The sequence below is a fragment of the Lysobacter sp. ESA13C genome, from assembly GCF_019970005.1.
GTDB classification, from domain to species: domain Bacteria; phylum Pseudomonadota; class Gammaproteobacteria; order Xanthomonadales; family Xanthomonadaceae; genus Lysobacter; species Lysobacter antibioticus_B.
In genome coordinates, this window is the sequence record NZ_JAHXYK010000003.1 from 184,290 (window position 1) to 208,989 (window position 24,700).

Here is a 24,700-nt window from a genome sequence, read left to right on the forward strand (position 1 = left end):
GGTCGTCCCGGCTGGTTCATTCCCCTGGCTTCGAAGTTCCGATGCTTTGGCCTTAACCGATTTTCGATTTTCCATTCCCGATTCCCGGCCTTTATGCCCCTCTACCACTACAAAGCCCTGAACGCGCGCGGTGAGCTGCTCGATGGCCAGATGGAGGCCGCGAGCGGCACCGAAGTCGTGCAGCGCCTGCAGGAGCAGGGGCATCTGCCGGTCGAGGCCAAGTTGGCCTCGGAAGCGGGGGCGTCTTCGTCGTGGAAGGCCTTGTTCAAGCCCAAGCCCTTCACCGGGGCGCGGCTGGTGCAGTTCACCCAACAGTTGTCGACCTTGCTCGGCGCCGGTCAGCCGCTGGACCGCGCGCTGACCATCCTGCTCGACCTGCCCGAGGACGACACCGCCAAGAGCACGGTCGCCGACATTCGCGACGCGGTGCGCGGCGGCACCTCGCTGTCGGTCGCGCTGGAGCGTCAGCACGGCACCTTCTCGCGCCTGTACATCAACATGGTCCGGGCCGGCGAGGCCGGCGGCAATCTGCACGAAACCCTGTCGCGGCTCGACGACTACCTCGAACGCAGCCGCGTGCTGCAGGGCCGCGTCATCAATGCGCTGATCTATCCGGCGATCCTGATGGTCATGGTCGGCCTCAGTTTGATGTTCCTGCTCGGTTACGTGGTGCCGCAGTTCGGCGCGATGTACGAAAGCCTCGACGCCGAGCTGCCGATGTTCACCCAGGTGGTGTTGTGGCTCGGCCTGTTCGTGCGCGACTGGTGGATCGTATTGATCGCGATTCCCGCGCTCGGCTTCCTCTGGTTCGATCGCAAGCGCCGCGACCCGGCGTTCCGCGAGGCGCTCGATGCCTGGCTGCTCAAGCGTAAGTTCGTCGGCCCGCTGATCGCCAAGATCGAGACCGCGCGCCTGGCGCGCACGCTCGGCACCCTGGTACGCAACGGCGTGCCGTTGATGACGGCGATCGGCATCGGCCGCAACGTGCTCAACAACCGCGTCCTCGCCGCCGACGTCGATGCCGCCGGCGAAGACGTCAAGAACGGCGTCGCCCTGTCGACCGCGCTCGGCAAGGGCAAGCGTTTCCCGCGCCTGGCTCTGCAGATGATCCAGGTCGGCGAGGAGTCCGGCGCGCTCGACGCGATGCTGATGAAGACCGCCGAGACCTTCGAGCAGGACACCGGCATGGCCCTGGACCGCATGCTCGCCGCCTTGGTTCCGGTGGTGACCGTGGTCCTGGCCGGCGTCGTCGCCACGGTCGTGATGGCGGTGCTGCTGCCGCTGTACGACCTGACCAATGCGATCGGTTGAGCATGGCGATGTCCGCGCTTGCCTGTCCTCGCCCCGGGGCGCCCGTTCACGCCGTGCGCTTGAACGCCGGCTGTACCGGGGCCGGATTCGCGCGAACTTCGCCGATCGGCGCGGAACAGAATCCTATGCAGTCTGCGGATGCGAGCGGCCGGCTTCGACCCCGTTGCCCCGCCTCGTCCGTTGAAGCACAACGTCTGTCCAGAACCCACCACTATGGATGATCACTGAGATGCGCAATCCCCGTTCGATTACCCGTTCCCCGTCTCCGGCCGGCCAGCGCGGTATGAGCCTGATCGAGATCATCATCGTGATCGTGCTGATCGGCGCAGTTCTCGCCTTCGTCGGCAACCGCGTGCTGGGCGGCAAGGACCGCGGCGACTACAACCTCGCCAAGGGCCAGGTGCAGACCCTCGCCGGCAAGATCGACTCGTTCCAGATGGACACCGGCCGCCTGCCGGGTTCGCTCGAGGAACTGGTCAAGCAGCCGGCCGACGCCAACGGTTGGTTGGGGCCGTACGCTAAGGAAACCGAGTTGAAGGACCCGTGGGGTCATGCCATCGAGTACCGCCAGCCCGGCGAAAGCGGTCCCTACGACCTGGTCAGCTTCGGCAAGGACGGCAAGGCCGGCGGCAGCAGCGTCGACGGCGACATCAAGAACAACTGAGTAAGCGCCTGCGATGAAACGCCTGCGGCACAGGCCCTCCGCCGGAGGGCGGGGGGACCGGGCCGGGGCGAACGCCGTCCGGTGCGTTCCTGCGTGCGTCGTGCGCGCGAGCCGCGCAGGCGGCGCGCCGCGGCCGGCCGCGGTGCGCGGCATGTCGCTGCTGGAAATGCTGTTGGTGATCGCCCTGATCGCGGCGATCGGCGTGTTGACCGTCGGCATGATGAGCGGTGGCATGAGCGGCATGCAGCTGCGCTCGGCGTCCAAGGAAATCGCCTCGCAACTGCGCTATACGCGCAGCCAGGCGATCTCGACCGGACGTTCGCAGAAGTTCACCATCGATCCGGCCGCGCGCACCTGGACCGCGCCGAACGGGCGCAATGGGGATATTCCCAAGGCGGTTGGAGTGACCTTCACCGGCGCGCGCGAAGTGCAGCCGCGACGCGGCGAGGGCGCAATCGTGTTCTTCGCCGACGGCGCGTCCACCGGCGGGCGGATCAAGCTCAACGTCAAGCAGGCGGCGTGGAACGTCGATGTCGCCTGGCTGACCGGCGAGGTCAAGCTCAAGCGCGGCGAGGCGCCGCGATGAGCGCGCGCGCGCGGTCCGCCGCCTCGGCCGGCGCTTTGCGCCGTCTCGGCGCGCTGCGTCGCGCGCCGTCGTCGCGTCAACGCGGCTATACCTTGCTGGAAGTGATCGTCGCCTTCGCCCTGTTGGCGATGGCGCTGACTCTGTTGCTCGGCACCTTGTCCGGCGCGACGCGGCAAGTGCGCTGGTCCAGCGACGCCGGCCGCGCCGCCTTGTATGCGCAATCGCTGATGGACCAGGTCGGGGTCGGGCAGCCGCTCAAGCCCGGCCAACGCAGCGGCGAGTTCGAGAACGGCCGCTATCGCTGGACCCTCGGCGTGGCGCAGTGGCGCGATCCCATGCCGGCGTCCTCGCAGCCGATCGATCCGAATGCGATGCGCTTGTTCGAGGTCCAACTCGCGGTGGAGTGGGGCGAGGGCGGCGGCGGTCGGCGCCTGCTGCTGCGCACCCTGCGCAGCGCGGCCGCATCGAACGAGGTGCAGTTCTGATGGCGCGCGCGGCGAGCCCGGTGCGGAACCTGCCGGCGCGCCGCGGTGCGCGCGGTTTCACCCTGATCGAAGTGCTGTTGGCGATGGTCTTGCTGGTCGCCGGCCTGACCCTGGCCTTCGCGACCTTGTCGGCGGCGACCAAGACCGCCGCGCGCGGCGAGGCCCTTGCCCACCGCAGCGAACGCGAACGCGCGGTCGAGGGTTTCCTGCGCAAGCGCATCGCCGCCACCCGGCCGATTCCGTTCGCGTTCGATCAGAGCACCGCGGTGCCGCAGCGCTTCGTCGGCGAACCCGACCGTCTGCGTTTCGTCGCCGACCTGCCCGATTACCTGGGCCAGGGCGGGCCGTACCTGCACGACTTCGTGATCGAAGGTGATGGCGATCAGGCCCGCATCCTGTTGTCCTTGTCGATGGTGCTGGCCGGCGAAACCATCAAGGAGGCACGCGAGCGTCCGCCCGAGCTATTGGTCGAAGGCTTGAAGTCGGCGCGCTTCCGTTACCGTTCAATGGACCCGCAACGCGGCGAACTCGGGGAGTGGCAGGAGCGCTGGCAGACGCCGGAGCAACTGCCCTTGTTCGTCGAAGTCACACTCACCGACCGCGACGGCCGTGCCTGGCCGCCGCTGGTGGTGGCCCTGCCGCTGGCCAGTGCGACGGCCGGCGGCTTCGTGCCGGAGCTGTGATGAGGACGGTGCGAGCAACGATGACGACGGCAGACGGCATCGCGCGGCGCGCGGCGCAGCGGCCGGTCTGCGTTGGAAAACGTCGCGATGCGACAACCGCGTCCCGGCGATCGCGTGGTGCGGCGCTGCTTTTGGTGCTGTGGGTGATCGCTCTGCTGACTGCGCTGATTGGCGCATTCGCGTTGTCGGCACGCACCGAGAACCTGCAAGGGCGGGTGCTGGTGCGCGGCCTGGTCGCGCAGAACGCCGCCCGGGCCGGGCTCGAGTACGCGATGACGCGAGTCGCGATGACCGACCCCAAGCTGCAGTGGCAGCCCGATGGGCGCCCGAACCCGTGGCGCTTCGGCGAGGCCAAGCTCGAGATCAAGATCGTCGACGAGAACGGCAAGGTCGACCTCAATCAGGGCGATTTCGCCTTGTTGACCGCGTTGATCCAGGGCGTCGGCGGGATGGAGCAGGGCGAGGCCGCGCGCCTGGCCGCGGCCATCCTCGACTGGCGCGATGCCGACACCTTGACCCAACCCGCAGGCGGCGCCGAAGACGCCGACTATGCGTCCGCCGGCCGCCCTTACGGCGCCAAGGATGCCGAATTCGAAAGCGTTGCGGAGTTGGAACAAGTGCTGGGCATGACGCCGGCCTTGTATGCCAAGATCGAGCCGCTGGTCACGGTTTACAGCGGTCGCACGCGCCCGGAGCCGGCGTTCGCAGCGAAGGAAGTATTGGATGCTATGGGAATGAACGGCGCCCAGCTCGTAGAGCAACGGCGCAGAACGCCGCCCGGGTCACAGTTGACGGGTGCGCAAGTCGGCGGCGAACTCGCTGGTCTCGTCGGCGAACGCAGCGGCACCTATAGTATCGACAGCCATGCACGGCTAGCGGATGGCCGTGAATCGGTATTGCGAGTGGTTGTGCGTGCAGGGGGGAGTTCCGTTCCCGGAATGGCCTATACACCGCTGCGTTGGGAGGAGGGAGCTTCGTCACGATGAACTCGCAGGTTGCCGAAAGCCGGTTGGAGGAAAACCGGTTCAGACGTTTAAGCGCGCGCTTCGCACCCGGAGCGGGCGGCTTCTTCTCGTGGTGGGGACGCACCCTGGCCTCGTGGTTGCCGTTGCGCATGCGCCAGGCCTTGGGCGTGGATCGCGGCCGTTTACTGTTGCAGGTCGACGGCGACAGCGTGCACCTGCGTCTGCAGCAGGCCAACGAGGTGCGCGACCTGGCCGTGCTGCCGAGCCTGGCCGATTTGAATGCGCCGGCCGGGGCCATCGCCGCCGATCCGCTGGCGCCGTTGCTGCCGCCGCGTGTCGGCGAATTGCCGCGCTGGCTGCTGTTGCCGCCGGCCGCGAGCCTGCGTCGGCGCCTGACCTTGCCGGCCGCCGCGGCCGACCGCCTGCGCGACGTGGTCGGTTTCGAGATCGACCGCCAGACCCCTTTCACCGCCGACGCCGTCGCCTACGACGCGCGCGTGCTGGCCCGCCGCGACGGCGACGGCCAGCTCGACGCCGAATTGGTGGCGGTGCCGCGCCAGTCGCTGGACCCGCAGCTCGTCGCGATCGGGCCGCTGGCCTCGACCCTGTCCGGGATCGAGGTCGCCGGCGCCGACGGCGTGCCGCTCGGGGTCAACCTGCTGGCGCCGTCGCAGCGCCGTACCCGCAGCGACCCCTTCCGTTACTGGAACCTGGCCCTGGCCGCGGTCGCGCTGTTCGCGCTTGCCGCCGCGATGTGGCAGGTGCTCGAAAACCGCCGCGAGGCCACCCAGACCTTGCAGCAGACCATCGCCAAGAACGCCAACGCCGCGCGTCAGGCAGCGACCCAGCGCCAGTTGCTGGTCGACTTGATCGACGGCCAGGCCTTCCTCGACCGCACCCGCGCCGCGCGCCCGAGCACGGTCGAGGTGATCGACGAGCTCAGTCGCCGTCTGCCCGATTCGACCTATCTGGAGAAGCTCGCGATCGAGGACGAAAGCCTGCTGATGATCGGCCTGAGCCGCGAGGCCTCGTCGCTGATCGGCAAGTTGCAGGGCACCAAGCTGTGGCGCTCGCCGGCCCTGACCGGCGCGGTCCAGCCCGACCCCGCGACCAGCCGCGACCGTTTCACCCTGACCGCCGAGATCGGCCCGCCCAAGCAGCAGACCCCGGAGGCCGCGCGTGAGCAGTAACTGGCGTACCTGGGCCGCCGACCGCGAGCGCTGGCTCGCACTGGGCCTGCTGTTGGCCGCGCTCGCGATCGCCTATGCGGTGTTGGTCCACCCGTGGTGGACGGTGCCGATGATGGAAGCCGGCGAACAGATCGATAATCTGCAAGAGCGCGAACTGCGCCAGCGCATGGAGCTCAAGCAGGCCCCGCAGATCCGCCTGCGCCTGGAGGAAGTGCGCAAGCAGCAGGCCAGCCGTCCCGGCTTCCTGCCCGAGGCCACCGCCGAACTCGCCACCGCCGGCCTGGTCCAGCGTCTGGAGACCGTGGTGCTGGAGGCCAGCCCCGGCAACCGCAGCTGCGGCATCGTCAATCGCTCGCCCTTGGCCGAACCGCGGCGCGACCGCTACGCGCGCGTGGTGGTGCAGGTGCGCTTGCGCTGCGGCGCGCCCGAAACCGCGGCGGTGCTGCATTCGCTCGAAAGCGGCTCGCCGCGCTTGTTCGTCGGCAACCTCAACCTGCTGTCGACGCGCGGCTACTTCGTGCCTGGAACGGCCGGTCCGGCCAACGACGGCGGTCTCGACGTCAGCTTCGATCTGTACGGTTACCTGCGCCCGAGCCCGGCGCCGGCCGCCGCATCCAATGCCAACGCACCGGCGGTGACTTCCAATGCGCCTTGACGACGCCAGCCCGCGCACCTGGCTACTGGCCACCGCCGCCGGGTGGGCGCTGTTGACCTGGGTGCTGGCGCTCGCCGGCATGGGCCGCAGCGTCGATCCGCTCGATGAAGACCCGAGCCTGGTCAAGGCCCTGCCGCAGGTGCGCAAGAGCGCGACCGACGCACTCGGCCCTCTGAGCAAGTACGGCGAAATCGCCGCGCGCCCCTTGTTCGTCGACGACCGCCGGCCCAAGCCCTTCTTCATGCAGGGCAAGGGCGAGGGCGAGAACCAGGCGGCCGCGTTCGACTACCTGCTGACCAGCGTGCTGATCACCCCGCAGTTGTCGATGGCCTTCCTGCAGCCGGCCGACGGCAGCGAGTCGGTGCGGGTCAAGCTGGGCGAGGTGCCCGAGTCGCACCCGGCCTGGCGCCTGACTTCGCTGGAGCCGCGCCGGGCCGTGTTCGAAGGGCCGGAAGGCCGCCGCGAACTCGACCTGCGCGTATTCAACGGCCAGGGCGGCGAACCGCCGACCGCGATCGCCCCGCCGCAGCCCGGCAGCGCGCCGCAACCGGGCGTGCGTCCGGTGCCGCCTCCGCCGATGCCGGTGCCTTCGCCGCAACCGCAATCGCAGACGAACCGGGCTTCCACGGTTTCGCAGGTGCCGCCTGCGCCGCCGCCGCCGGTGCAGAACAAGCCCAACGAAGCCGGACAGACCGACAACAACGCATCCGCGCCGCTCACCGAGCAGGCGCAGATGGAAGCCATCCGCAAGCGGATCGAAGCGCGTCGCGCGCAACTGCGGCAGCAACAAGCCGCTCAACCACCGGCCAACACGCCGTAGAGTGAACGCATGAAGCTACGTCCCCAGCAATACGCCTCTCACGCACTGGTTGCGGCGATCATCGCCTCGCAGCTGGCCTCGTGCGCCAGTGTGATGTCGCCGCGGCTGCATCGCGATGGCGATCCGGCCTCTCTCAAGGGACCTCAGGGCGAGGATGCCCGCGCCCGGTTGGTCCGCGACGGCGTCGTCCAGCAGCCGCTGGAGGGGCAGGCCGACGAGGAAGGTCCGAAGGCGCAGATCCGCCGCGGCACCGGCCAAGTCATCAACCGCAGCGCCGCCGCGGCGCCGCCGCCGGGCCTGGGCGCGACCAACGGCACCGCCACCTTCAACTTCGAAGGCGAGTCGGTGCATGCGGTGGCCAAGGCTATCCTCGGCGACATGCTCGGCCAGAACTATGTGATCGCGCCGGGCGTGCAGGGCACCGTGACCCTGGGCACGCCCAAGCCGGTCAGCGCCGCGGAGGCGCTGAACCTGCTCGAGATGGTGCTGAGCTGGAACAACGCGCGCCTGGTCTACACCGGCGGCCGCTACAACATCGTCCCGTCCGACCAGGCCCTGCCCGGCAACGTCGCGCCGCGCACCGGCTCGGCCACGGCCGCGCGCGGCTTCGAAGTGCGCACGGTGCCGCTGAAGTTCATCTCGGCCACCGAGATGGAAAAGATCCTCAAGCCGTATGCGCGCCCGAACGCGATCGTCACCGTCGACAACTCGCGCAACGTGATCAGCGTCGGCGGCACCCGCGCCGAGCTCGAAAACTACCTGCGCACGATCGAAGTGTTCGACGTCGACTGGCTGTCGGGCATGTCGGTCGGCGTGTTCCCGCTGCAGTCGGGCAAGGCCACCAAGGTCGTCGCCGACCTGGAAAAAGTGTTCGGCGAACAGAGCAAGTCGCCGGTCTCGGGCATGTTCCGCTTCATGCCGCTGGAGGGCGCGAACGCGGTCATGGTGATCACCCCGCAGGCCGATTACCTCGACGACATCAAGGACTGGCTCGACCGCATCGACAGCGCCGGCGACAACGTCCAGTTGTTCACCCTGGAACTGAAATACATCAAAGCCAAGGACCTCGCCGACCGCCTTGCCGAAGTGTACGGCTCCAACCGCAGCGGCAACGGCGGCGGCGACAACGGCCCGCCTTCGCTGATGCCCGGCCTGGAATCGGTCGAGCTGCGCGACAGCGACAACGGCTCCAGCGCCGACATCGGCAAGAGCGGCAGTGACTCGGGCTCCAGCGGCGGCGGCCTCGGCAGCGGCGCATCGCTGGGCTCGCGCCAGTCCGGCAACGGCTCGGTCACCCTCGAGGTCGACGGCGCCAAGGTCGGCGTATCGGCGGTCGAGGAAACCAATTCGATCCTGGTGCGCAGCAGCCCGCAGGCCTGGAAATCGATCCGCGACGTCATCCAGAAGCTCGACGTGATGCCGATGCAGGTGCACATCGAGGCCCAGGTGGCCGAGGTCGAACTCGGCGGCGCGCTCGAATACGGTGTGCAGTGGTTCCTCGACCGCGCCACCATCGACAACGGCTTCGGCGACCTCAACCGCAGCACCAATCCGGCGGTGCCGCCGAAGTGGAGCACGGTTGCGGCGAGCATCGGCGGCGTCAGCGGCAACGGCCTGTCGTGGTCGCTGATCAAGAACAACGCCGCGGCCATCCTCAAGGCCCTGGACTCGGTCACCGACGTGCATATGCTGCAGACGCCGTCGCTGTTGGTGCGCAACAACGCCGAGGGTTCGCTCAACGTCGGCACCAAGATCCCGATCGAATCGGTCTCGGTCAATGCCGGCACCGGCAACAACAACACCGTCAGCCAGGTGCAGTACCTGGACACCGGCGTGATCCTCAAGGTGCGCCCGCGGGTGAGCCGCGACGGCATGGTGTTCATGGACATCGTCCAGGAAGTCAGCTCGGTCGGCCCACGGCTTAACAACAACAGCCCCAACGTCACCGTCAACACCCGCAAGCTCAAGACCGAGGCAGCGGTGCAGAGCGGCGAGACGGTCATGCTGGCCGGCTTGATCAACGACGAAACCCGGCGCAGCTCGGGCGGGCTGCCGGGTCTGAGCCGCATTCCGATAATCGGCGCGGTGTTCGGCTCGCAGAAGTCGGCGACCACGCGTCGCGAAACCATCATCCTGTTGACCCCGACCCTGGTGCGCAACCCGCAGGAGTCGCGCAACCTGACCGACGAGTACAGCCGCCGTTTCCGCGCCATGGAACCTTTGCAGCCCAAGAAGAAGTAAGCCTCGCGCCGCGCAGTGTTTGCATGGGGCCGGCTCGCCGGCCCCATTGCTTTGCGGGCCGTCGCCGGCTCGCCGGCCCCATTGCTTCGCGGGCCATCGCCGGCTTACCGGTCCTATTGCTTCGCGGGCCGTCGCCGGCTTACCGGTCCTATCGCTTTGCGGGCCGTCGCCGGCTTACCGGCCCCATTGCTTTGCGGGCCGTCGCCGGCTTACCGGCCCCCATTGCTTTGCGGGCCCGTCGCCGGCTGGCGGCTCCGTTGTTCTGCAGGCGGGCGCCGCGACCACGCCGTCGTGACCCGGCTTCGGGTCGAATGCATCACACTATGTCCGCCGTCCACGGCCGCCCCGACCAACGCTCTCCCTGGCCTTGCCGGCTATGGGACCATGCGGCTTCGTGATAGAACCCCGCCATGACTGAATTGCCCATCGTCGTAGTGCCGGTCGGTGCCGACGACGACGCACTCGATGCCTGCCTCGCCGCACTGGAGCTGTGCACGCCGCCGGGTGCGCGGGTGTGGCTGGCCGACGACGCCCGCGCCGGGCCCCGCGGCTACGCGATCGTCGAGCGCTGGCTTAAGCGCACCGCGCTCAAGGCCGACTACAGCCGCCGTCAGCGCAGCCTGGGCGAGGTCGCGCACCTGGACGAAGTGCTGAGCGTTTGCGGCGACGCCGACGTCGCGGTGCTCGCGCCCGACGCGGTGCCGGCGCCGGGCTGGCTGTCGCGCCTGAGCGCCTGCCTGGCCGCCGACGGCGCCATCGCCTCGGCCACGCCCTGGTGCAACGCCGGCGAAGCCGCGGCCTGGCCGCGGATCGGCGAAATCGCCCCCTTGCCCGACGCCGAAGACGCAGAACGGCTGTCGCGGGCCTTGCAGCAGATGCCGGCCCTGCATCCGGAACTGCCGGCCGCGATCGGCCACGCCGTGCTGTTGCGCGGCAGCGCCCGCCGCCGCGCCGGCGGCCTCGACGCGGCGAGCTACGGCTCCTGGTATGCGGCCCTGACCGATCTGTCCCTGCGCCTGTCCGGACTGGGCTGGCGCAACGTGTTGTGCGATACCGCCTATGTCGCGCGCGGCGGTGAAGGCCGGCCCAGCGACGGCGACATGGACGCGCTGGCCGCGCGCTGGCCGGACTGGCATGCGCGCCTGGCGAATTTCCTCATGGACGATCCTCTGCGCGAGCTGCGCCAACAACTCGCCGAACGCCTCGAGCGCGTCGGCCCACCGGAACCGCAACGTGATCTCTTCCTCTGACCCCGGCCAGGCGCGCATCGGCGCCGGCCGGCGCGCGCCGGCTGTCGCTCTCAACGAGCCTGCTCTCAAGGCGATCGTGGTCACCTACCGCAGCGCGGCGACGATCGACGAGTGCCTGAGCCGGTTGCGCAACAGTCTCGGCGTCCAGGCGATCCGTGTCGTCGACAACCAGTCCGATGACGGCACCCTCGACATCGTCCAGCGCCACGCCTCCGCCGACCCGCGCCTGCGCTTCATCGCCAACCCGGACAACCCCGGCTTCTCGGTCGGTTGCAATCAGGGCGCGGCCGACCTGGAGCCGTCGGCGGACCAGGACGACTGGCTGGTATTCGTCAACCCCGACTGCATGGTCGAGCGCGACACCCTGCTGCAACTGCACGCCCTGGCGGCGCCGGTCGGCGAGGCCCTGGTCAGCGCCGACCTGATCAACGAACAGGGCGAGCGCGATGTCGCCGTGCGCCGCCGCGACCCCGATTTCGGCGCGATGCTGGCCGGCCTGCTGCGTCCGTCGGCGGCGCCGAAAATGGCGGTCGCGCCCGACGATGCGCAGCCGTTGCAGCAGGTCGAGGCGACCTCGGGCGCGCTGATGCTGATGCCCAGGCGCCTGTTCGCGCGCATCGGCGGCTTCGACGAAGGCTATCGCCTGCACGCCGAAGACCTCGATCTGTGCCGGCGCGTGCGCGAAGCCGGTGCGATCGTGGCGGTGGCCAATCGCGTTCGCGTCGTGCACGTGCGCGGCGTGTCGAGCCGTTCGCGGCCGTTCTTCGTCGAGTGGCACAAGCATCGCGGCCTGTGGCGCTATTTCAGCAAGTTTGAGGCCTCGCGCCGCAGCGCGCTGGTGCGCGCCGGCGTGTTCGCGGCGATCTGGGGGCGTTTTCCGATTGCGGCTTTGCGGGCGTGGTGGCGTTGAGCTGCGGCGCTGTACCTCGCCGTCGTCCACGTTCGGCTTAGCTCCTCTTCAGCACACGCGCGAGGGATGGCGCGACGGCTCTTGAGGCTGCATGTGCCAGGCGAATTCCGTCGCGCGCGCCCTCATCCGCGCTCCGCGCACCTTCTCCCGCAGGTGGGAGGAGGGAGGGCTGTACCCTCACAACTCCATCAAATCGCGTCCGATGACCAAGCGCCCGGCGAAATACGGCGCGACCGCTGCGCGCCAGACTTCGTCGGTGAGCGATGCATCGCCGCCCGGCACGAAGTGGCTCAACACAAGGGTCTTCACACCGGCTTCGGTTGCGAGGCGGCCGACCTGTTCGGTGGTGGTGTGGCTGTCGAGCAGATGCAGGCGCAGGCGCCCGGCCTGGGCTTCGCTGGCGATCAGCCGTTCCAGCGCGGGCAGGTACATGACCTCGTGCACCAGCACGTCGGCGCCGCGCGCCAGCTCGACCAGGGCCGGCGACGGCCGGGTGTCGCCGGAGAAGACGATCGAGCGGTCCGGGCAGTCGAAGCGGTAGGCGAAGGCCGGCGCCATCGGCGGGTGATCGACCAGGGCCGCGGTCACTTTGACCCGCTCGTCGCGCATCACCACGCCGCCGCGGCGCAGTTCGTGCGGACGGATCAGCGGCGCCAGCGGCGGGCGGCCTTCGTCGGCGATGCGGGTGCGGATGTCCTCGGCGTTGAGCTGCAGGAAGCGCCGGGTCATGCGCGCGAGCGGCGGCGGGCCCCAGGTGCCGACCGGCCGGCGCAGGTCGGCGGCCCAGGCCAGCAACAACAGATTGCCGTAGTCGGCGTTGTGGTCGGAATGGTGATGGGTGAGGAAGACCTCGCGGATCGCGCCGAGCGCCAACCCGGCCAGGGCCATCTGGCGGGCGATGCCGTTGCCGCAGTCGACGATGTAGACCGCGTCGTCGACGACCACCGCCTGTGCTGGCGCCGCGCGCAGCGCCTTCGGGGTTGGGCCGCCGGCGGTGCCGAGCAGGATCAGGCGCGAGCGTGCCGGCGTGTCCACGGGCGCGGTCAATGCGGCGCGCAGGTTCGGCGCGGCGAGCGCGGGGCGCCAGTTCGGCGCGACAAGCGCGCCGAGACCCAAGGCGCCGGTGGCGGCAAGAAAGCGTCTGCGGGAGAGAGTGTCGATGGCGGCCATGGCGACAGCCTAATGCCTGCGGCCCGGGTCCGATCACATCGGCCGGGACGTATCTGGAGCGGCGCTCGCTAGCGGCCTGTGCCGCCAGTCGGAAAATGCAGCGCCGCGCCGCTGCGGGCTCGAACCCGGCCGTATAGTCGGTCGGGCGACCACAGGGGGTCGGTCAGTCGACAGGGAGTCGGTGATGTCTATCTTCAGCAGGTGGTTCGGCACTAAGCCAGACGGTTCGGAAAATGCGGCACCGATGGACCTGGTGACCTTCGCCGAGCGCTACGCCGCGGCGGTGCGCGCGGCCTGGCCCGAGGCCCGGGTCGAGATCGGGCACGGCGCGGCGACCGCCGATACCCGGGTCGACTGGAGCCTGCCGGACGGCTTCAAGGCCACCCATTTCCTCGGCAACAGTTATCTGCGTTATCTCGGCGCGCCGCAGGAGCTCGAAGCGATCTTCGCCGAGCAACTGGCCGGCGCGCGCGCGATCCAACGCGATTTCGTCAGCGGCCCCGAGGCCGCGAATGCGGTGATCCTGCCGGTGCTGAAGACGCGCGGCTGGCACGAGACCGCGCTGCAGCAGGCGCGGTCGTTCGGCAGCGAATCGATGCTGCCCTTCATCGTCGAGCCCTTGGCCGGCGATCTGGTCCTGACCTATGTCGAGGACACGCCGGATTCGATGAGTTTCCTGTCGCCGTCCGAGGCCGAGCGCCGCGGTTTCGACCGCGAGACCTTGTACACCCAGGCGCTCGACAACCTGACCCGTTTCCTGCCCGAACTCGACGTGCAGGGCGGCGGCGGGCGTTATGTCGCCCGGCTCGACCGCAACTACGACGCCAGCATGGTGCTGCTGTTCGACCGCTGGCGCGACCGCATCGAGATCAAGGGCGATCCGGTGTTCGCGATCGCCGCACGCGACGAGCTGATGCTGTGCGGCAGCGAGGACGACGACAGCGTCGCTTCGTTGCGCGACATCGCCGACGAGATCGCGCTGTCGTCGAGCTACAACCTGTCGCGCGCCTTGTTCATCCACCGCGACGGCGGCCTGCAAGTGTTCGCCAGCTAAGCTCGGTGGCGTAGACGCAGGTTCGGCGGCGGCTCAGCGGTAGCGGTTGATTTCGTCGCGCAGGGATTTCGCCGCCGCAGCCGAGGCGGCGGCATAGTCGTCGCCGTTGGAGGCGTAGAGGATCGCGCGCGAGCTGCTGACCATCAGGCCGGTGCCGTCTGCGGTCTTGGCATTGCTCACCACCGCCTCGACGTCGCCGCCTTGCGCGCCGACGCCGGGTACCAGGAACGGCACCTCGCCGACGATCGCGCGTACTTCGCGCAGCTGCGACGGCCAGGTCGCGCCGACCACGAGCGCGCAATTGCCGTGGCCGTTCCATTCGCGTGCGACCTTCTCGGCGACGTGCTGGTAGAGCGGGCGGCCGGCGACTTCGAGGTCCTGCAGGTCGCCGGCGCCGGGATTGGAGGTGCGGCACAGCACGACCACGCCGCGGTCGGCGCGCTCGAGGAAGGGCTGGACCGAATCGCGGCCGAGATAGGGGTTGGCGGTGACCGCATCGGCGCCGTAGCGGTCGAAGGCTTCGGTGACGTAGTGCTGGGCGGTGCTGCCGATGTCGCCGCGCTTGCTGTCGAGGATCACCGGGATGCCGGGATGGTTCGCGTGCGCGTAGGCGATCAGGCGGGCGAGCGCGTCTTCGGCGCGCAGTGCGGCGAAATGCGCGATCTGCGGCTTGAATGCGCAGGCGTATTCGGCGGTGGCGTCGATGATGTCGCGGTTGAAGGCGAACACCGCATCGGCGTCGCCGGCGAAACGCGCCGGAAACTTCGCCGGCTCGGGGTCGAGACCGACGCAGACGAGAGTGCCGGCCTGTTGCCAGCGTTGACGCAATGCCTGCATGAAGCTCATCGATACCCTTCCTCGTGGTGATGCCGTGCTTGCTGCAAACGCGGCTGTTTCGTTTCTATGTCGGCGCCGGGATTAGCGTCCCGACGCCGCTGTACGCTTATCGATTCCCGATTCCCGATTCCCGATTCCCGGCCCTCAAGTCACGATGATCGGCGCGCCGTGGGTGACCACGACGGTGTGTTCGAACTGCGCGGCATAACCGCGGCGGCAACGCATCGCCCAGCCGTCGTCGCTTTCGTCGACCTGGGTGCAGTGGGTGGCCAGGAAGGGTTCGATCGTGATCACCATGCCGTCGTGCAGCCGGCGGGTATCGCGCGGGTCGTAGTAGCCGGGAATGCTGCCGGGCGCCTCGTGCAGCGAACGGCCTACGCCGTGGCTGCCGAGGTTGCGGATTACCCGGAAACCGCGCCGTGCGGCGATGCCTTCGACGGTGCGGCCGATGCTGTTGATCAGGTTGCCGGCGCGCAACTGCGCGATCGCCGCGTCGCGGGCCTCGCGCGTGGCATCGAGCAGGCGCTGTTGCGCTTCGCTGGCGGTACCGACCACGAAGCTGCCGCCGGTGTCGGCGAAGTAGCCGTCGAGCTCGGCCGAAACGTCGATGTTGACCAGGTCGCCGTCGCGCAGCACGGTGTCGTCGGGAATGCCGTGGGCGGCGACCGCGTTGATGCTGATGCAGGTCGCGCCGGGGAAATCGTAGGTCAGCGCAGGCGCCGAGCGCGCGCCGGCCGCGCGCATCATCTGCGCGCCGATCGCATCGAGGTCGCGCGAGACCGCGCCGGCCACCGCGGCTTCGCGCATGGTCGCCAGAATGCCCGACACCAGCGCGCCCGCGCGGCGCAGCCCTTCGAGTTCGTAAGCTTGTTCGACGGTCATGATGCGCTCCTCGGTCGGTGGGGGAGGCAGGGCGGCGGCGATCGGTCGGTGCGCATCGTTCGTATCGGGCCTCGGCCTCAGGCCAGCGCGCGGACCAGCATCGCCATCGCCGCGCTGGCGACGGTGGTGATCGAGGCGATGATCGCACTGTCCTTGAGGCTGGTGTGCAAAGCCAGCATGAAGGCGGCGACGAACGAGCCCGACAACATGACGAGGATCGCGATCGCAGCGAGACCTTCGAACTGGGTGATGCCGGTGGACAGGCCGAAACTGAGCAGGCCGAAGATCGCCAGCAGCGGCAGCGCTGCGGCCCAGATCACCGCCTTGGCCGCCTCGCCCCAACCTGTTTCCAGGTCGACGGCCTTGTCGGCCGCGACCCGCACCACCGCGGTGGTGACCAGGAACCAGGCCGCGAATTTCATCGCCGCCTCGGGCGCGAAGGCGAGAAAGGCGATGAAGCACAGCAGTGGAAGCAGGACGGCAGGCATGTGCGGACCGGTGGGCGTAGTGGCGATTGCGGGTCTGGCCCGGGTTCGCATCGAGCGATAGGTGGGCAAGGCCCGGTCGTCGCGGCGAGAGCGCGAACCCGCGTCCCGTCGTTCCGGCGAACGCCGGCGCCGATCTCGATCTGTGCTGCGCGGGTTTTGTCGCGCAGGCCCGGGACGGGCGAAAACGACGGACGCCCCGTCGTCGGGATCGATGCGGCCACGCCGCCCGCGCGCTGAGCGCGGGCGGCCCGGAGCCTTACTTCAGCGCCTTGAAGCGCAGGCGGTGCGGACGTGCGCCTTCTTCGCCGAGGCGACGCTTCTTGTCGTCCTCGTATTCGCGGTAGTTGCCCTGGAAGAACTCCACGTGCGAATCGCCTTCGAAGGCGAGGATGTGGGTGGCGATGCGGTCGAGGAACCAGCGGTCGTGCGAGATGACCACCGCGCAACCCGGGAACTCCAGCAAGGCGTCTTCGAGCGCGCGCAGGGTTTCCACGTCGAGGTCGTTGGACGGTTCGTCGAGCAGCAGCACGTTGCCGCCCTGCAGCAGGGTCTTGGCCAGGTGCAGACGGCCGCGTTCGCCGCCCGACAGCGAGCCGACCATCTTCTGCTGGTCCTGGCCCTTGAAGTTGAAGCGGCCGATGTAGGCGCGCGACTGGATCTCGACGCCGTTGATGTTGAGGATGTCGGCGCCGCCGGAGACTTCCTGGAAGACGTTGTGGTTGCCTTCGAGCTTGTCGCGGCTCTGGTCGACGTAGGCGATCTTGGTGCTCGGGCCCTTGACGATCTCGCCGGTGTCCGGGGTTTCCTGGCCGGTGATCATCTTGAACAGGGTCGACTTGCCGGCGCCGTTGGGGCCGATGATGCCGACGATCGCGCCCGGCGGAATGATGAAGCTCAAGTCGTCGATGAGCAGGCGGTCGCCGAACGACTTGGAGACGTTCTTGAACTCGATCACCGAATTGCCCAGGCGCTCGCCCGGCGGGATGAAGATTTCGTTGGTCTCGTTGCGGCGCTGGTACTCGACCGAGTTGAGTTCTTCGAAGCGGGCCAGACGGGCCTTGCCCTTGCTGCGGCCGCCCTTGGCGTTGCTGCGCACCCACTCGAGTTCCTTGGCCAGCGCCTTCTGGCGCGCCTTCTCGGTGTTTTCTTCCTGCTTCAGACGCTCGGACTTCTGCTCCAGCCACGCGGTGTAGTTGCCCTTCCACGGAATGCCGCGGCCGCGGTCGAGTTCGAGAATCCACTCGGCGGCGTTTTCGAGGAAGTAGCGATCGTGGGTCACCGCCACCACGGTGCCGGTGTAGCGCGCCAGGAACTGCTCCAGCCATTCGACCGATTCGGCGTCGAGGTGGTTGGTCGGTTCGTCGAGCAGCAGCATGTCGGGCTTCTGCAGCAGCAGCTGGCACAGCGCGACGCGGCGCTTCTCGCCGCCCGACAGCTTGCCGATGATCGCGTCCCACGGCGGCAGGCGCAGCGCGTCGGCGGCGACTTCCAGCTGGTGCTCAAGCGTGTGCGCATCGCCGGAGGCGAGGATCGCTTCCAGGCGCTGCTGTTCGGCGGCGAGCTTGTCGAAGTCGGCGCCTTCTTCGGCGTAGGCCTCGTAGATCTTGTCGAGCGCGGCCTGCGCGCTGAGCACGTCGCCGACGCCCACTTCGACCGCTTCGCGCACGGTCTGGGTCGGATCGAGCTGCGGCTCCTGGGCCAGGTAACCGACCTTGATGCCGGTGGCCGGGCGCGCTTCGCCGCTGAAATCGGTATCGACGCCGGCCATGATCTTCAGCACCGTCGACTTGCCCGCGCCGTTGAGGCCGAGCAGACCGATCTTGGCGCCGGGGAAGAACGACAGCGAGATGTCCTTGATGATCTGACGCTTCGGCGGCACGGTCTTGCTGACGCCGTTCATGGTGTAGATGTATTGCATGCGGGCTCCGAAGCATGGACGCGCCGAGCCGGGCCGAGGGATGGCCTGGGGCGGGGCGGGAAACCGCGATTATCCCGCAGGCGCTGGCTGCGTTCCAGCGCGAGGGCCGGCGGGATAGGGCGGGTGTAGCGGGACGGGGAGCCGCCGAGAGCCCGCAGACGAGGCCCGGAAAGGGCCGCTGGGGCTGTACGGCGGCCGGATCGGCGCCTCAGGCGGCCGGCGCCTCGTTGCGGACAGGGCTGGAGAGATCGAAAGCCTTGCCGTGCCTGGGTTCAGCTTCGCCGACGGGGTTACAGCCAGACGATCAGCGCGATGACGCCGGCGACCAGGGCGTACTTGAGCGCGTAATACGTGCCCTTGCTGCGCGCCCGCAAGGCCTTGGTCTTCAGGCGCAGGGCATAGAAATACTTGAACAGGCGGTTGATGCCGCCGGTCTTGTCGCCTTCCATGTTCGGCGATGCGCCCGCGGCGATCAGGTTCTTGGCGATGAACCGGTTCAGGGCGCGCGCCCAGCCCCAGCGCATCGGCCGTTCGATGTCGCAGAACAGGATGATGCGGTTCTGCTCGGAACCGTTCTGGGCCCAGTGGATATAGGTCTCGTCGAACATGGTCCATTCGCCGTCGCGCCAGCTGTAGCGGGTGCCGTCGACGTCGATGAAGCAGGCGTCGTCGTTGGGCGTGTCCAGGCCCAGGTGCAGGCGCAGCGAGCCGGCATAGGGGTCGCGGTGCGGGCGCAGCTCGCCGCCGGGCGGCAGCTCGGTGAACATCGCCGCCTTGACCCCGGGGATCTGCCGCAGCAGCTCGGTGGTGACCGGGCACAGCTCGGCCGCCGAGGGGTGGGCGTCGTCGTACCACTTCAGGTAGAAGCGCTTCCAGCCGCGGCGGAAGAACGAGTTGAAGCCGACGTCGTTGTAGCCGTCGGCGGCCTTGATCTGCTGGATCGCGCGCAGATGCAGGGCTTCGGCGCGGATGTCGCGCCAGCGCGCGCGCAGCGGTTCGAGCTCGGGGAAATGCTGGTCCGGGCTCAGGAAAGCGGTGGTCGGCACGCGCGAACAGGCGTACATCAGCACGTTGACCGGCGCCATGAAGGTCGAGTGGTCGAGCAATTGGCGGCCAAGACGGTGGCGTACGCGGCCGCGCAGGTGCACGTACACCGCGCTGGCGAGGAACAGGAAAACGAAGACCCATTTCACGATCGGGACATCCAGAAGCAAGGCAGGGGAGGCGACGGAGCGCGCAGGCTGTATTGTCCGTCGGCGCCGGGGCCGGCGGCAGCCCCGCTTTGGCGGTTGGCCGCCATACGCCCCTAGGCTAACATTTCAAGTCTTACGTCAAGCCCGCCCGCGGATCCACACGGCCCGGCCTGATGCGAGGTTTCCCCCTCCCTCCCGTCCGTACTCTCCCCTCCCGAGGCCGCGTAATGTTCCCGAGCCACACCCGTATTGCCGGATTTGACGATGAACTCGCCCAGGCCATCGCCGCCGAGGTCCGTCGCCAGGAAGACCACGTCGAGCTGATCGCCTCGGAAAACTACGCCAGCCCGCGCGTCCTCGAAGCCCAGGGCAGCGTCCTGACCAACAAGTACGCCGAGGGCTATCCGGGCAAGCGCTATTACGGCGGTTGCGAATTCGTCGACATCGCCGAGCAGTTGGCGATCGACCGCGTCAAGCAACTGTTCGGCGCCGACTACGCCAACGTCCAGCCGCATTCGGGCTCGCAGGCCAATCAGGCGGTGTATTTCGCCCTGCTCAACCCGGGCGACACCATCCTCGGCATGAGCCTGGCCCACGGCGGCCACCTCACCCACGGCGCCAAGGTCAATGCCAGCGGCAAGCTGTTCAACGCCGTGCAGTACGGCGTCAACGACCAGGGCCTGATCGATTACGACGAAGTCGAGCGCCTGGCGGTCGAGCACAAGCCGAAGATGGTCGTGGCCGGCTTCAGCGCCTATTCGCAGGTCGTCGACTGGGCGCGCTTCCGCGCCATCGCCGACAAGATCGGCGCCATCCTGTTCGTCGACATGGCCCACGTCGCCGGCCTGATCGCCGCGGGCGTCTACCCGAGCCCGGTGCCGCACGCCCACGTCGTCACCTCGACCACCCACAAGACCCTGCGCGGCCCGCGCGGCGGCATCATCGTCGCCAAGGACCCGTCCGAGGACCTGGTCAAGAAGCTGCAGAGCATCGTCTTCCCGGGCATCCAGGGCGGTCCGCTGATGCACGTGATCGCGGCCAAGGCGGTCGCGTTCAAGGAAGCGCTGGAGCCGGAATTCAAGGAATACCAAGCGCAGGTGGTCAAGAACGCCCAGGCGATGGCCAAGACCATCACCGCGCGCGGTTACAAGATCGTCTCCGGCGGCACCCAGAACCACCTGATGCTGGTCGACATGATCGGCAAGGGCATCACCGGCAAGGACGCGGAAGCCGCGCTGGGCCTGGCCCACATCACGGTCAACAAGAACGCCGTGCCGAACGACCCGCAGAAGCCTTTCGTGACCTCGGGCCTGCGCATCGGCACCCCGGCGGTCACCACCCGCGGCTACAAGGAAGCCGATTGCGTCGCCCTGGCCGAATGGATCTGCGACGTGCTCGACAACCCGAAGGACGAAAAGGTCATTGCCGGGGTACGCGAGAACGTGACCAAGCAGTGCGCCCAGTTCCCGGTGTACGGCTGAAGGCGAGTAACGAGTGATGAAGAGTGAGGAACGAGTAAGAACAACTGCCTCGTGGCTTGTTCTTATCGCAGGTTCAGAGGACAGTGGTCAAACCTTCGGCTTTTCCACTCGTTTCTCACTCCTTTCAACTCATTCCTAGCCCATGCATTGCCCCTTCTGCCAGCACCAGGACACCCGCGTCATCGATTCGCGGGTGTCCGACGACGGCGCGACGATCCGCCGCCGTCGCGTCTGCGAGGCTTGCGGGGAGCGTTTCAGCACGATCGAGACGATCGAACTCAAGCTGCCGGTCATCATCAAGGGCGACGGCCGCCGCGAGGCCTTCGACGCGCGCAAGCTGCGCGCCGGTTTCGACCGCGCCCTGCAGAAGCGGCCGGTCTCGGAAGAACAGATCGAATCGGCGGTACGAGCGGTAGTCCACCAACTGCGCATGACCGCCGAGCGCGAACTCGCTTCGCGCCGGGTCGGCGAGTTCGTCATGGCCGAGCTGCGCAAGCTCGATCACGTCGGCTACGTGCGTTTCGCCTCGGTGTATCGCTCGTTCGAGGACGTCGCCGATTTCCGCGAAGAGCTCGACCGGCTCGAACGCGACATACCGGGCGAGGGGCAACTGCCCTTGCTCGGCGAGGACGAGCCGCGTCCGGACAAGAAGAGGCGCTGAGCGCATCGGCCGACGCGGGCCATTTTTACGCGGCGAAGGGAGTTCGCGCATGTTGAAGGCATACCGATCCGCACTGCCGATGCTCGCCTTGTCGATGCTGGCCTTGCTGCCATGCTGGGCTTTGGCGACCGATCCGATCGAGGAGCGGCAGCGCGCGGCGCTGGCCGGCCACTATTACCTGGAAGGCGCCGACGACGCCGGTTCGGAGCTGGTGCTCGAGCCCGACGGACGTTTCCAATGGAGCCTCAGCTACGGCTTGATGGTCGAGTCGGCCAGCGGCCAGTGGAACGTCGGCGGCAACGGCATCGTGCTGAGCGTGCAAGCGCCCGTGCGCGAGCAGACGGTGTTCTCGCTCGACCAGGTCGTGGCCTGGACGCCGGACGCGCAAAAGCGCCTGGAGGAGTTCGCGGTAGAACGGCAAGACGCTTTGATCGAGGAAGCCTGCGGTTACTTGAAGACCTACCGGTCCGGTTCGGAATATGCCGAGTTGCTTGCGGCCAGCTTGCCCGAGGCCGATCCGGCCGATCGCGCGGGCCGCAGCGCCGCCGAAGCCTCGCTGGCGCCGGCGCTGGCGGCGCTCGAACAATCGCGGCTGGCGCTGGAAGCGACGGCTGCGCAGACGAAGCCGAAAGCCTGGCAAGCGCCGCCGCCGAGCAATGCGGCCTCGGCTGCAGCGGCTGCGGCGGGCGCTGAAGAAGACGGCGCAGAACAAGACGGTGCGCTTGAAGACGGCACGCTCGAAGACGGTCAGGTCGCGGCGGATATCGCGGTGCGCACCTATCTGCAGCGGCTCGAGCAAGTCGGCGCACTGCACGCGGCCGCGGGCCGCGCCATGCCGAAGCAGCCCGCTCCGCGATTCGACCGCGAACGCTGCCTCGACCCGGCGGCCAAGGCCGATGGGCGCGGCGGCTATGCGCTCGTGATCGGCGACCCGCAGCGCGGCTACCGGGCCCAGGGGATCGGCGTCGAGTTCGTGTATTCCGACGGCCGCAGCGAGCGCACCGAAACCAGCCCGGGCGGTTGGGCCCTGGCGGTGCAGCGTCCCGGCGTGCGACTCGTCCAGGCGATCTTGCAACCGGCCGATCGTCCGCGCGAAACCCTGGCGCTGGACGAAAGCAAAGGCCGCATTTTCGCGATACGCCTGGACACCGCCGCGGCGATGCCCGCCTCGTTCGAACAACTCATCCTGACCCAGGACGGCGGCGATCTGATCGCACCCCGAATACCCGGCCGTTATGTGCGGCATTGAGTGTCTGCAGGAGGATGCGATGAACGATGGGACCGCCACGCGAGATGGCATCAGGGCCGCGGTCGTGCAGACCGGCGCCGATCGATCCACGCGACGCCGAAGCCCTGCGGGTTACGCCAATGCGCTCGCCGTGATCGCGTGCTTCGCGCTTCCGGCGAGCTCCGCCGTCGCCGCTTGCGAACCGGCCGACGCGGCGCTGGCGGGGGCTTATGCCGGTATCGAAGCGAAGACGGCGCCGCGCCTGCAGTTGAACCGGGACGGCAGCTTCCGCATGCGCGAGGTGCCGATGCCCGGCATGGACGTGGCCGGCTGCTGGCAACGCAGCGAGCAAACCGTCGTGCTGGTGGAGCGCGCGCCCGACAGCGAGAACGGACTCCGGCGCAAGCTGCCGCCGCCGTTGACCGAAGCCGATCTGAACGAGGTGCGAGGCGACGGCATCGGCACCCTGCAGCAGGCCGTCGACGCGGGTCTGCTGCCGCCGGGGGCTTGGTGGGCGCATCGGCCGCGTAGGCCCGGCGAAACGCTGCGGCTGAAGGTTTACGAGCCGCGCTATGGTCTGGCGGTGGGCGATGCCAAGGCCATGCTGCGATTGGCCGACGGCCGGGTGGTCGAGCAAAGCGCAGTGCAGGGCGCCGATGGCGAGTTCGAGTTCGACGCCTTGCCCGCCGACGCCGCGGTGAAGGCGATCGGCGTACGCTTCCCCGAGCAGCCCGATACGCCACGCTGGCTGACGGTGGACGACCCGACCAAGCTGCTGTACCTGATCGAGTTCGACGCGCAGGCCACCGGCGCGGCCGAAGGCGGCGTGATGACGCTGACCGTGCAGGCCGACCGCAGTCTGATCTCCGATTTCCCCGACGCCACCCACTTCAAGCGCGCACCATGACCCTAGCATTCACCGCCATCGATCACCTCCACATGGCCCGCGCGTTGCGCCTGGCCGAGAAAGGCGCCTACACCACCAAGCCCAATCCCATGGTCGGTTGCGTGATCGCGCATGGCGATGAGGTGGTCGGCGAAGGCTGGCACGAGCGCGCCGGCGAGCCGCATGCGGAAGTGCATGCGCTGCGCGCGGCCGGCGAGCGCGCACGCGGCGCGACCGCCTACGTGACCTTGGAACCCTGCGCCCACACCGGACGCACCGGGCCGTGCAGCGAGGCCTTGATCGGCGCCGGTGTCGCCCGCGTGGTCGCGGCGATGCGCGACCCGTTCCCGCAGGTGGACGGCGCCGGTTTCGCGAAACTGCAGGCGGCCGGCATCGAAGTCGCAAGCGGTTTGATGGAAGCGCAGGCGCGTGCGCTCAATCGCGGCTTCCTGTCGCGCATCGAGCGCGGCCGGCCGTGGTTGCGGGTCAAGCTGGCGACCAGCCTGGATGGGCGCAGCGCGCTCGCCAGCGGCGAATCCAAGTGGATCAGCGGCGAGGCCTCGCGCCTGGACGTGCAGCATTGGCGTGCGCGCGCCGGTGCGATCGTGACCGGCGCCGGCACCGTGCTCGCCGACGATCCCTCGCTGACCGTGCGCCTCGGCGACGACACCGCCTTCGTCGCGCCCTTGCGGGTGGTGCTCGATCCGGGCCTGGCCACGGTCGCGCGCGGCCGTGTGCGCGAAGGCGATGCGCCGACCCTGTACCTGCATGCGCCCGACGCCAAGCCGCCGCGCGGCTTCGCCGCCCAGCATGCGGCGGTGCCGATGCGCGAGGGGCGGATCGACCTGGAAGCGGTGCTCAAGCTGCTCGCCGAGCGCGGCGTCAACGAGATCCAGCTCGAAGCCGGCGCGACCCTGGCCGGCGCCTTCCTCGCCGGCGGTTGGGTCGACGAGGTCCTGCTGTACGTCGCACCGGTCTTGCTCGGCGAGAGCGCACGGCCCTTGTTCGACGGGCTCGGCATCGAAGCGATGAAGGACAAACTGCGCCTCGACCTGGTCGATGTGCGCCGCATCGGCGAGGACACTCGCGTGCTGTTGCAGCCGCGGCGGGGGGAGCTAGGAACCAGGAGTGAGTAGTGAGGA

General features: G+C 68.6%; 24 protein-coding genes. 18 read left to right on the top strand and 6 right to left on the bottom strand.

All coding sequences use genetic code 11. The features are described 5' to 3' along the window. Positions 1-93: 93 nt before the first annotated feature. From LC490_RS06925 to LC490_RS06980, 12 genes are all read left to right on the top strand, one after another. Positions 94-1,311 (top strand): type II secretion system F family protein, encoded by a 1,218-nt coding sequence (locus LC490_RS06925; protein ID WP_223619707.1) that lies wholly within the window; start codon positions 94-96, stop codon positions 1,309-1,311. 229 nt (positions 1,312-1,540) lie between these two features. After that, a complete protein-coding gene (gspG, locus tag LC490_RS06930) occupies positions 1,541-1,975 on the top strand; it encodes a type II secretion system major pseudopilin GspG (RefSeq protein WP_081930747.1) in 435 nt (144 codons plus the stop codon). Positions 1,976-2,126: 151 nt separating this feature from the next. Beyond that, positions 2,127-2,561 (top strand): GspH/FimT family pseudopilin, encoded by a 435-nt coding sequence (locus tag LC490_RS06935; protein ID WP_051884774.1) that lies wholly within the window; start codon positions 2,127-2,129, stop codon positions 2,559-2,561. Continuing rightward, entirely contained in the window at positions 2,558-3,046 is a 489-nt protein-coding gene (locus LC490_RS06940; protein WP_223619708.1) for a prepilin-type N-terminal cleavage/methylation domain-containing protein, read from the top strand. Before LC490_RS06935 ends, LC490_RS06940 begins: the two co-directional genes overlap by 4 nt. Then, positions 3,046-3,729: a prepilin-type N-terminal cleavage/methylation domain-containing protein gene (locus tag LC490_RS06945; RefSeq protein ID WP_051884749.1), complete on the top strand. Its 684-nt coding sequence runs from the start codon at positions 3,046-3,048 to the stop codon at positions 3,727-3,729. Before LC490_RS06940 ends, LC490_RS06945 begins: the two co-directional genes overlap by 1 nt. Before the next feature lie 20 nt (positions 3,730-3,749). After that, positions 3,750-4,715 carry a type II secretion system protein GspK gene (locus tag LC490_RS06950; RefSeq protein ID WP_223619709.1) on the top strand — a complete coding sequence of 322 codons (966 nt, stop codon included), beginning with the start codon at positions 3,750-3,752 and terminating at the stop codon, positions 4,713-4,715. After that, positions 4,712-5,884: a PilN domain-containing protein gene (locus tag LC490_RS06955; protein ID WP_223619710.1), complete on the top strand. Its 1,173-nt coding sequence runs from the start codon at positions 4,712-4,714 to the stop codon at positions 5,882-5,884. The genes LC490_RS06950 and LC490_RS06955 overlap by 4 nt, the downstream gene beginning before the upstream one ends. Further along, complete coding sequence (gene gspM / locus LC490_RS06960) at positions 5,874-6,539, top strand: type II secretion system protein GspM (protein WP_223619711.1); 666 nt, start codon at positions 5,874-5,876, stop codon at positions 6,537-6,539. The genes LC490_RS06955 and gspM overlap by 11 nt, the downstream gene beginning before the upstream one ends. After that, on the top strand, positions 6,529-7,359 hold the full coding sequence (locus tag LC490_RS06965; protein ID WP_031371562.1) for a hypothetical protein: 831 nt from the start codon (positions 6,529-6,531) through the stop codon (positions 7,357-7,359). Before gspM ends, LC490_RS06965 begins: the two co-directional genes overlap by 11 nt. Positions 7,360-7,368: 9 nt before the next feature. Beyond that, positions 7,369-9,600 carry a type II secretion system secretin GspD gene (gene gspD, locus LC490_RS06970; protein WP_223619712.1) on the top strand — a complete coding sequence of 744 codons (2,232 nt, stop codon included), beginning with the start codon at positions 7,369-7,371 and terminating at the stop codon, positions 9,598-9,600. Between the two features lie 410 nt (positions 9,601-10,010). Next, positions 10,011-10,850, top strand: a complete 840-nt coding sequence (locus LC490_RS06975) for a glycosyltransferase (protein WP_031371564.1) — start codon at positions 10,011-10,013, stop codon at positions 10,848-10,850. 16 nt (positions 10,851-10,866) lie between these two features. After that, a complete protein-coding gene (locus LC490_RS06980; protein WP_223619955.1) occupies positions 10,867-11,760 on the top strand; it encodes a glycosyltransferase family 2 protein in 894 nt (297 codons plus the stop codon). Positions 11,761-11,937: 177 nt separating this feature from the next. On the opposite strand, the gene LC490_RS06985 is transcribed toward LC490_RS06980, so the two are convergent. Further along, positions 11,938-12,930, bottom strand: a complete 993-nt coding sequence (locus tag LC490_RS06985) for an MBL fold metallo-hydrolase (RefSeq protein WP_223619713.1) — start codon at positions 12,928-12,930, stop codon at positions 11,938-11,940. A gap of 184 nt (positions 12,931-13,114) precedes the next feature. Between LC490_RS06985 and LC490_RS06990 the strand changes: the two genes are divergently transcribed. Continuing rightward, a complete protein-coding gene (locus LC490_RS06990) occupies positions 13,115-13,984 on the top strand; it encodes a hypothetical protein (protein WP_223619714.1) in 870 nt (289 codons plus the stop codon). A 33-nt stretch (positions 13,985-14,017) separates the two neighbouring features. Here the strand turns inward: LC490_RS06990 and pyrF are convergent, their stop codons facing one another. The 5 genes from pyrF to lpxO form a co-directional block, all read right to left on the bottom strand. Further along, positions 14,018-14,830 (bottom strand): orotidine-5'-phosphate decarboxylase, encoded by an 813-nt coding sequence (gene pyrF, locus LC490_RS06995; RefSeq protein WP_223619715.1) that lies wholly within the window; start codon positions 14,828-14,830, stop codon positions 14,018-14,020. A 135-nt stretch (positions 14,831-14,965) separates the two neighbouring features. Continuing rightward, complete coding sequence (map, locus tag LC490_RS07000; protein ID WP_223619716.1) at positions 14,966-15,703, bottom strand: type I methionyl aminopeptidase; 738 nt, start codon at positions 15,701-15,703, stop codon at positions 14,966-14,968. Positions 15,704-15,780: 77 nt separating this feature from the next. Beyond that, positions 15,781-16,191 carry a hypothetical protein gene (locus LC490_RS07005; RefSeq protein ID WP_223619717.1) on the bottom strand — a complete coding sequence of 137 codons (411 nt, stop codon included), beginning with the start codon at positions 16,189-16,191 and terminating at the stop codon, positions 15,781-15,783. Between the two features lie 256 nt (positions 16,192-16,447). Further along, positions 16,448-18,109: an energy-dependent translational throttle protein EttA gene (ettA, locus tag LC490_RS07010; protein WP_031371571.1), complete on the bottom strand. Its 1,662-nt coding sequence runs from the start codon at positions 18,107-18,109 to the stop codon at positions 16,448-16,450. Positions 18,110-18,399: 290 nt separating this feature from the next. Further along, on the bottom strand, positions 18,400-19,305 hold the full coding sequence (gene lpxO, locus LC490_RS07015) for a lipid A hydroxylase LpxO (protein ID WP_223619956.1): 906 nt from the start codon (positions 19,303-19,305) through the stop codon (positions 18,400-18,402). A gap of 224 nt (positions 19,306-19,529) precedes the next feature. On the opposite strand from lpxO, the gene glyA reads away from it, so the two are divergent. From glyA to ribD, 5 genes are all read left to right on the top strand, one after another. Continuing rightward, positions 19,530-20,783: a serine hydroxymethyltransferase gene (gene glyA, locus LC490_RS07020; protein ID WP_223619718.1), complete on the top strand. Its 1,254-nt coding sequence runs from the start codon at positions 19,530-19,532 to the stop codon at positions 20,781-20,783. 142 nt (positions 20,784-20,925) lie between these two features. After that, complete coding sequence (gene nrdR / locus LC490_RS07025) at positions 20,926-21,444, top strand: transcriptional regulator NrdR (RefSeq protein ID WP_031371574.1); 519 nt, start codon at positions 20,926-20,928, stop codon at positions 21,442-21,444. A 49-nt stretch (positions 21,445-21,493) separates the two neighbouring features. Then, positions 21,494-22,693: a hypothetical protein gene (locus tag LC490_RS07030; protein ID WP_223619719.1), complete on the top strand. Its 1,200-nt coding sequence runs from the start codon at positions 21,494-21,496 to the stop codon at positions 22,691-22,693. After that, the gene (locus tag LC490_RS07035) at positions 22,680-23,579 is read left to right on the top strand and encodes a hypothetical protein (protein ID WP_223619720.1); all 900 of its coding nucleotides are present in this window, start codon (positions 22,680-22,682) and stop codon (positions 23,577-23,579) included. Before LC490_RS07030 ends, LC490_RS07035 begins: the two co-directional genes overlap by 14 nt. Further along, positions 23,576-24,694 carry a bifunctional diaminohydroxyphosphoribosylaminopyrimidine deaminase/5-amino-6-(5-phosphoribosylamino)uracil reductase RibD gene (gene ribD / locus LC490_RS07040; protein WP_031371577.1) on the top strand — a complete coding sequence of 373 codons (1,119 nt, stop codon included), beginning with the start codon at positions 23,576-23,578 and terminating at the stop codon, positions 24,692-24,694. Before LC490_RS07035 ends, ribD begins: the two co-directional genes overlap by 4 nt. Positions 24,695-24,700 lie beyond the last annotated feature (6 nt).

Bases quoted from the DNA above. Each gene is read 5' to 3' on its own strand.
- LC490_RS06990 (WP_223619714.1), top strand. From the start codon at position 13,115: ATGTCTATCTTCAGCAGGTGGTTCGGCACTAAGCCAGACGGTTCGGAA.
- LC490_RS06935 (WP_051884774.1), top strand. From the start codon at position 2,127: ATGTCGCTGCTGGAAATGCTGTTGGTGATCGCCCTGATCGCGGCGATC.
- ribD (WP_031371577.1), top strand. From the start codon at position 23,576: ATGACCCTAGCATTCACCGCCATCGATCACCTCCACATGGCCCGCGCG.
- LC490_RS06950 (WP_223619709.1), top strand. From the start codon at position 3,750: ATGACGACGGCAGACGGCATCGCGCGGCGCGCGGCGCAGCGGCCGGTC.
- LC490_RS06955 (WP_223619710.1), top strand. From the start codon at position 4,712: ATGAACTCGCAGGTTGCCGAAAGCCGGTTGGAGGAAAACCGGTTCAGA.
- LC490_RS06975 (WP_031371564.1), top strand. From the start codon at position 10,011: ATGACTGAATTGCCCATCGTCGTAGTGCCGGTCGGTGCCGACGACGAC.
- LC490_RS06940 (WP_223619708.1), top strand. From the start codon at position 2,558: ATGAGCGCGCGCGCGCGGTCCGCCGCCTCGGCCGGCGCTTTGCGCCGT.
- LC490_RS07005 (WP_223619717.1), bottom strand. From the start codon at position 16,191: ATGCCTGCCGTCCTGCTTCCACTGCTGTGCTTCATCGCCTTTCTCGCC.
- pyrF (WP_223619715.1), bottom strand. From the start codon at position 14,830: ATGAGCTTCATGCAGGCATTGCGTCAACGCTGGCAACAGGCCGGCACT.
- LC490_RS06925 (WP_223619707.1), top strand. From the start codon at position 94: ATGCCCCTCTACCACTACAAAGCCCTGAACGCGCGCGGTGAGCTGCTC.
- LC490_RS07030 (WP_223619719.1), top strand. From the start codon at position 21,494: ATGTTGAAGGCATACCGATCCGCACTGCCGATGCTCGCCTTGTCGATG.
- LC490_RS06985 (WP_223619713.1), bottom strand. From the start codon at position 12,930: ATGGCCGCCATCGACACTCTCTCCCGCAGACGCTTTCTTGCCGCCACC.
- ettA (WP_031371571.1), bottom strand. From the start codon at position 18,109: ATGCAATACATCTACACCATGAACGGCGTCAGCAAGACCGTGCCGCCG.
- LC490_RS06965 (WP_031371562.1), top strand. From the start codon at position 6,529: ATGCGCCTTGACGACGCCAGCCCGCGCACCTGGCTACTGGCCACCGCC.
- LC490_RS07035 (WP_223619720.1), top strand. From the start codon at position 22,680: ATGTGCGGCATTGAGTGTCTGCAGGAGGATGCGATGAACGATGGGACC.
- map (WP_223619716.1), bottom strand. From the start codon at position 15,703: ATGACCGTCGAACAAGCTTACGAACTCGAAGGGCTGCGCCGCGCGGGC.
- glyA (WP_223619718.1), top strand. From the start codon at position 19,530: ATGTTCCCGAGCCACACCCGTATTGCCGGATTTGACGATGAACTCGCC.
- gspD (WP_223619712.1), top strand. From the start codon at position 7,369: ATGAAGCTACGTCCCCAGCAATACGCCTCTCACGCACTGGTTGCGGCG.
- gspG (WP_081930747.1), top strand. From the start codon at position 1,541: ATGCGCAATCCCCGTTCGATTACCCGTTCCCCGTCTCCGGCCGGCCAG.
- LC490_RS06945 (WP_051884749.1), top strand. From the start codon at position 3,046: ATGGCGCGCGCGGCGAGCCCGGTGCGGAACCTGCCGGCGCGCCGCGGT.
- nrdR (WP_031371574.1), top strand. From the start codon at position 20,926: ATGCATTGCCCCTTCTGCCAGCACCAGGACACCCGCGTCATCGATTCG.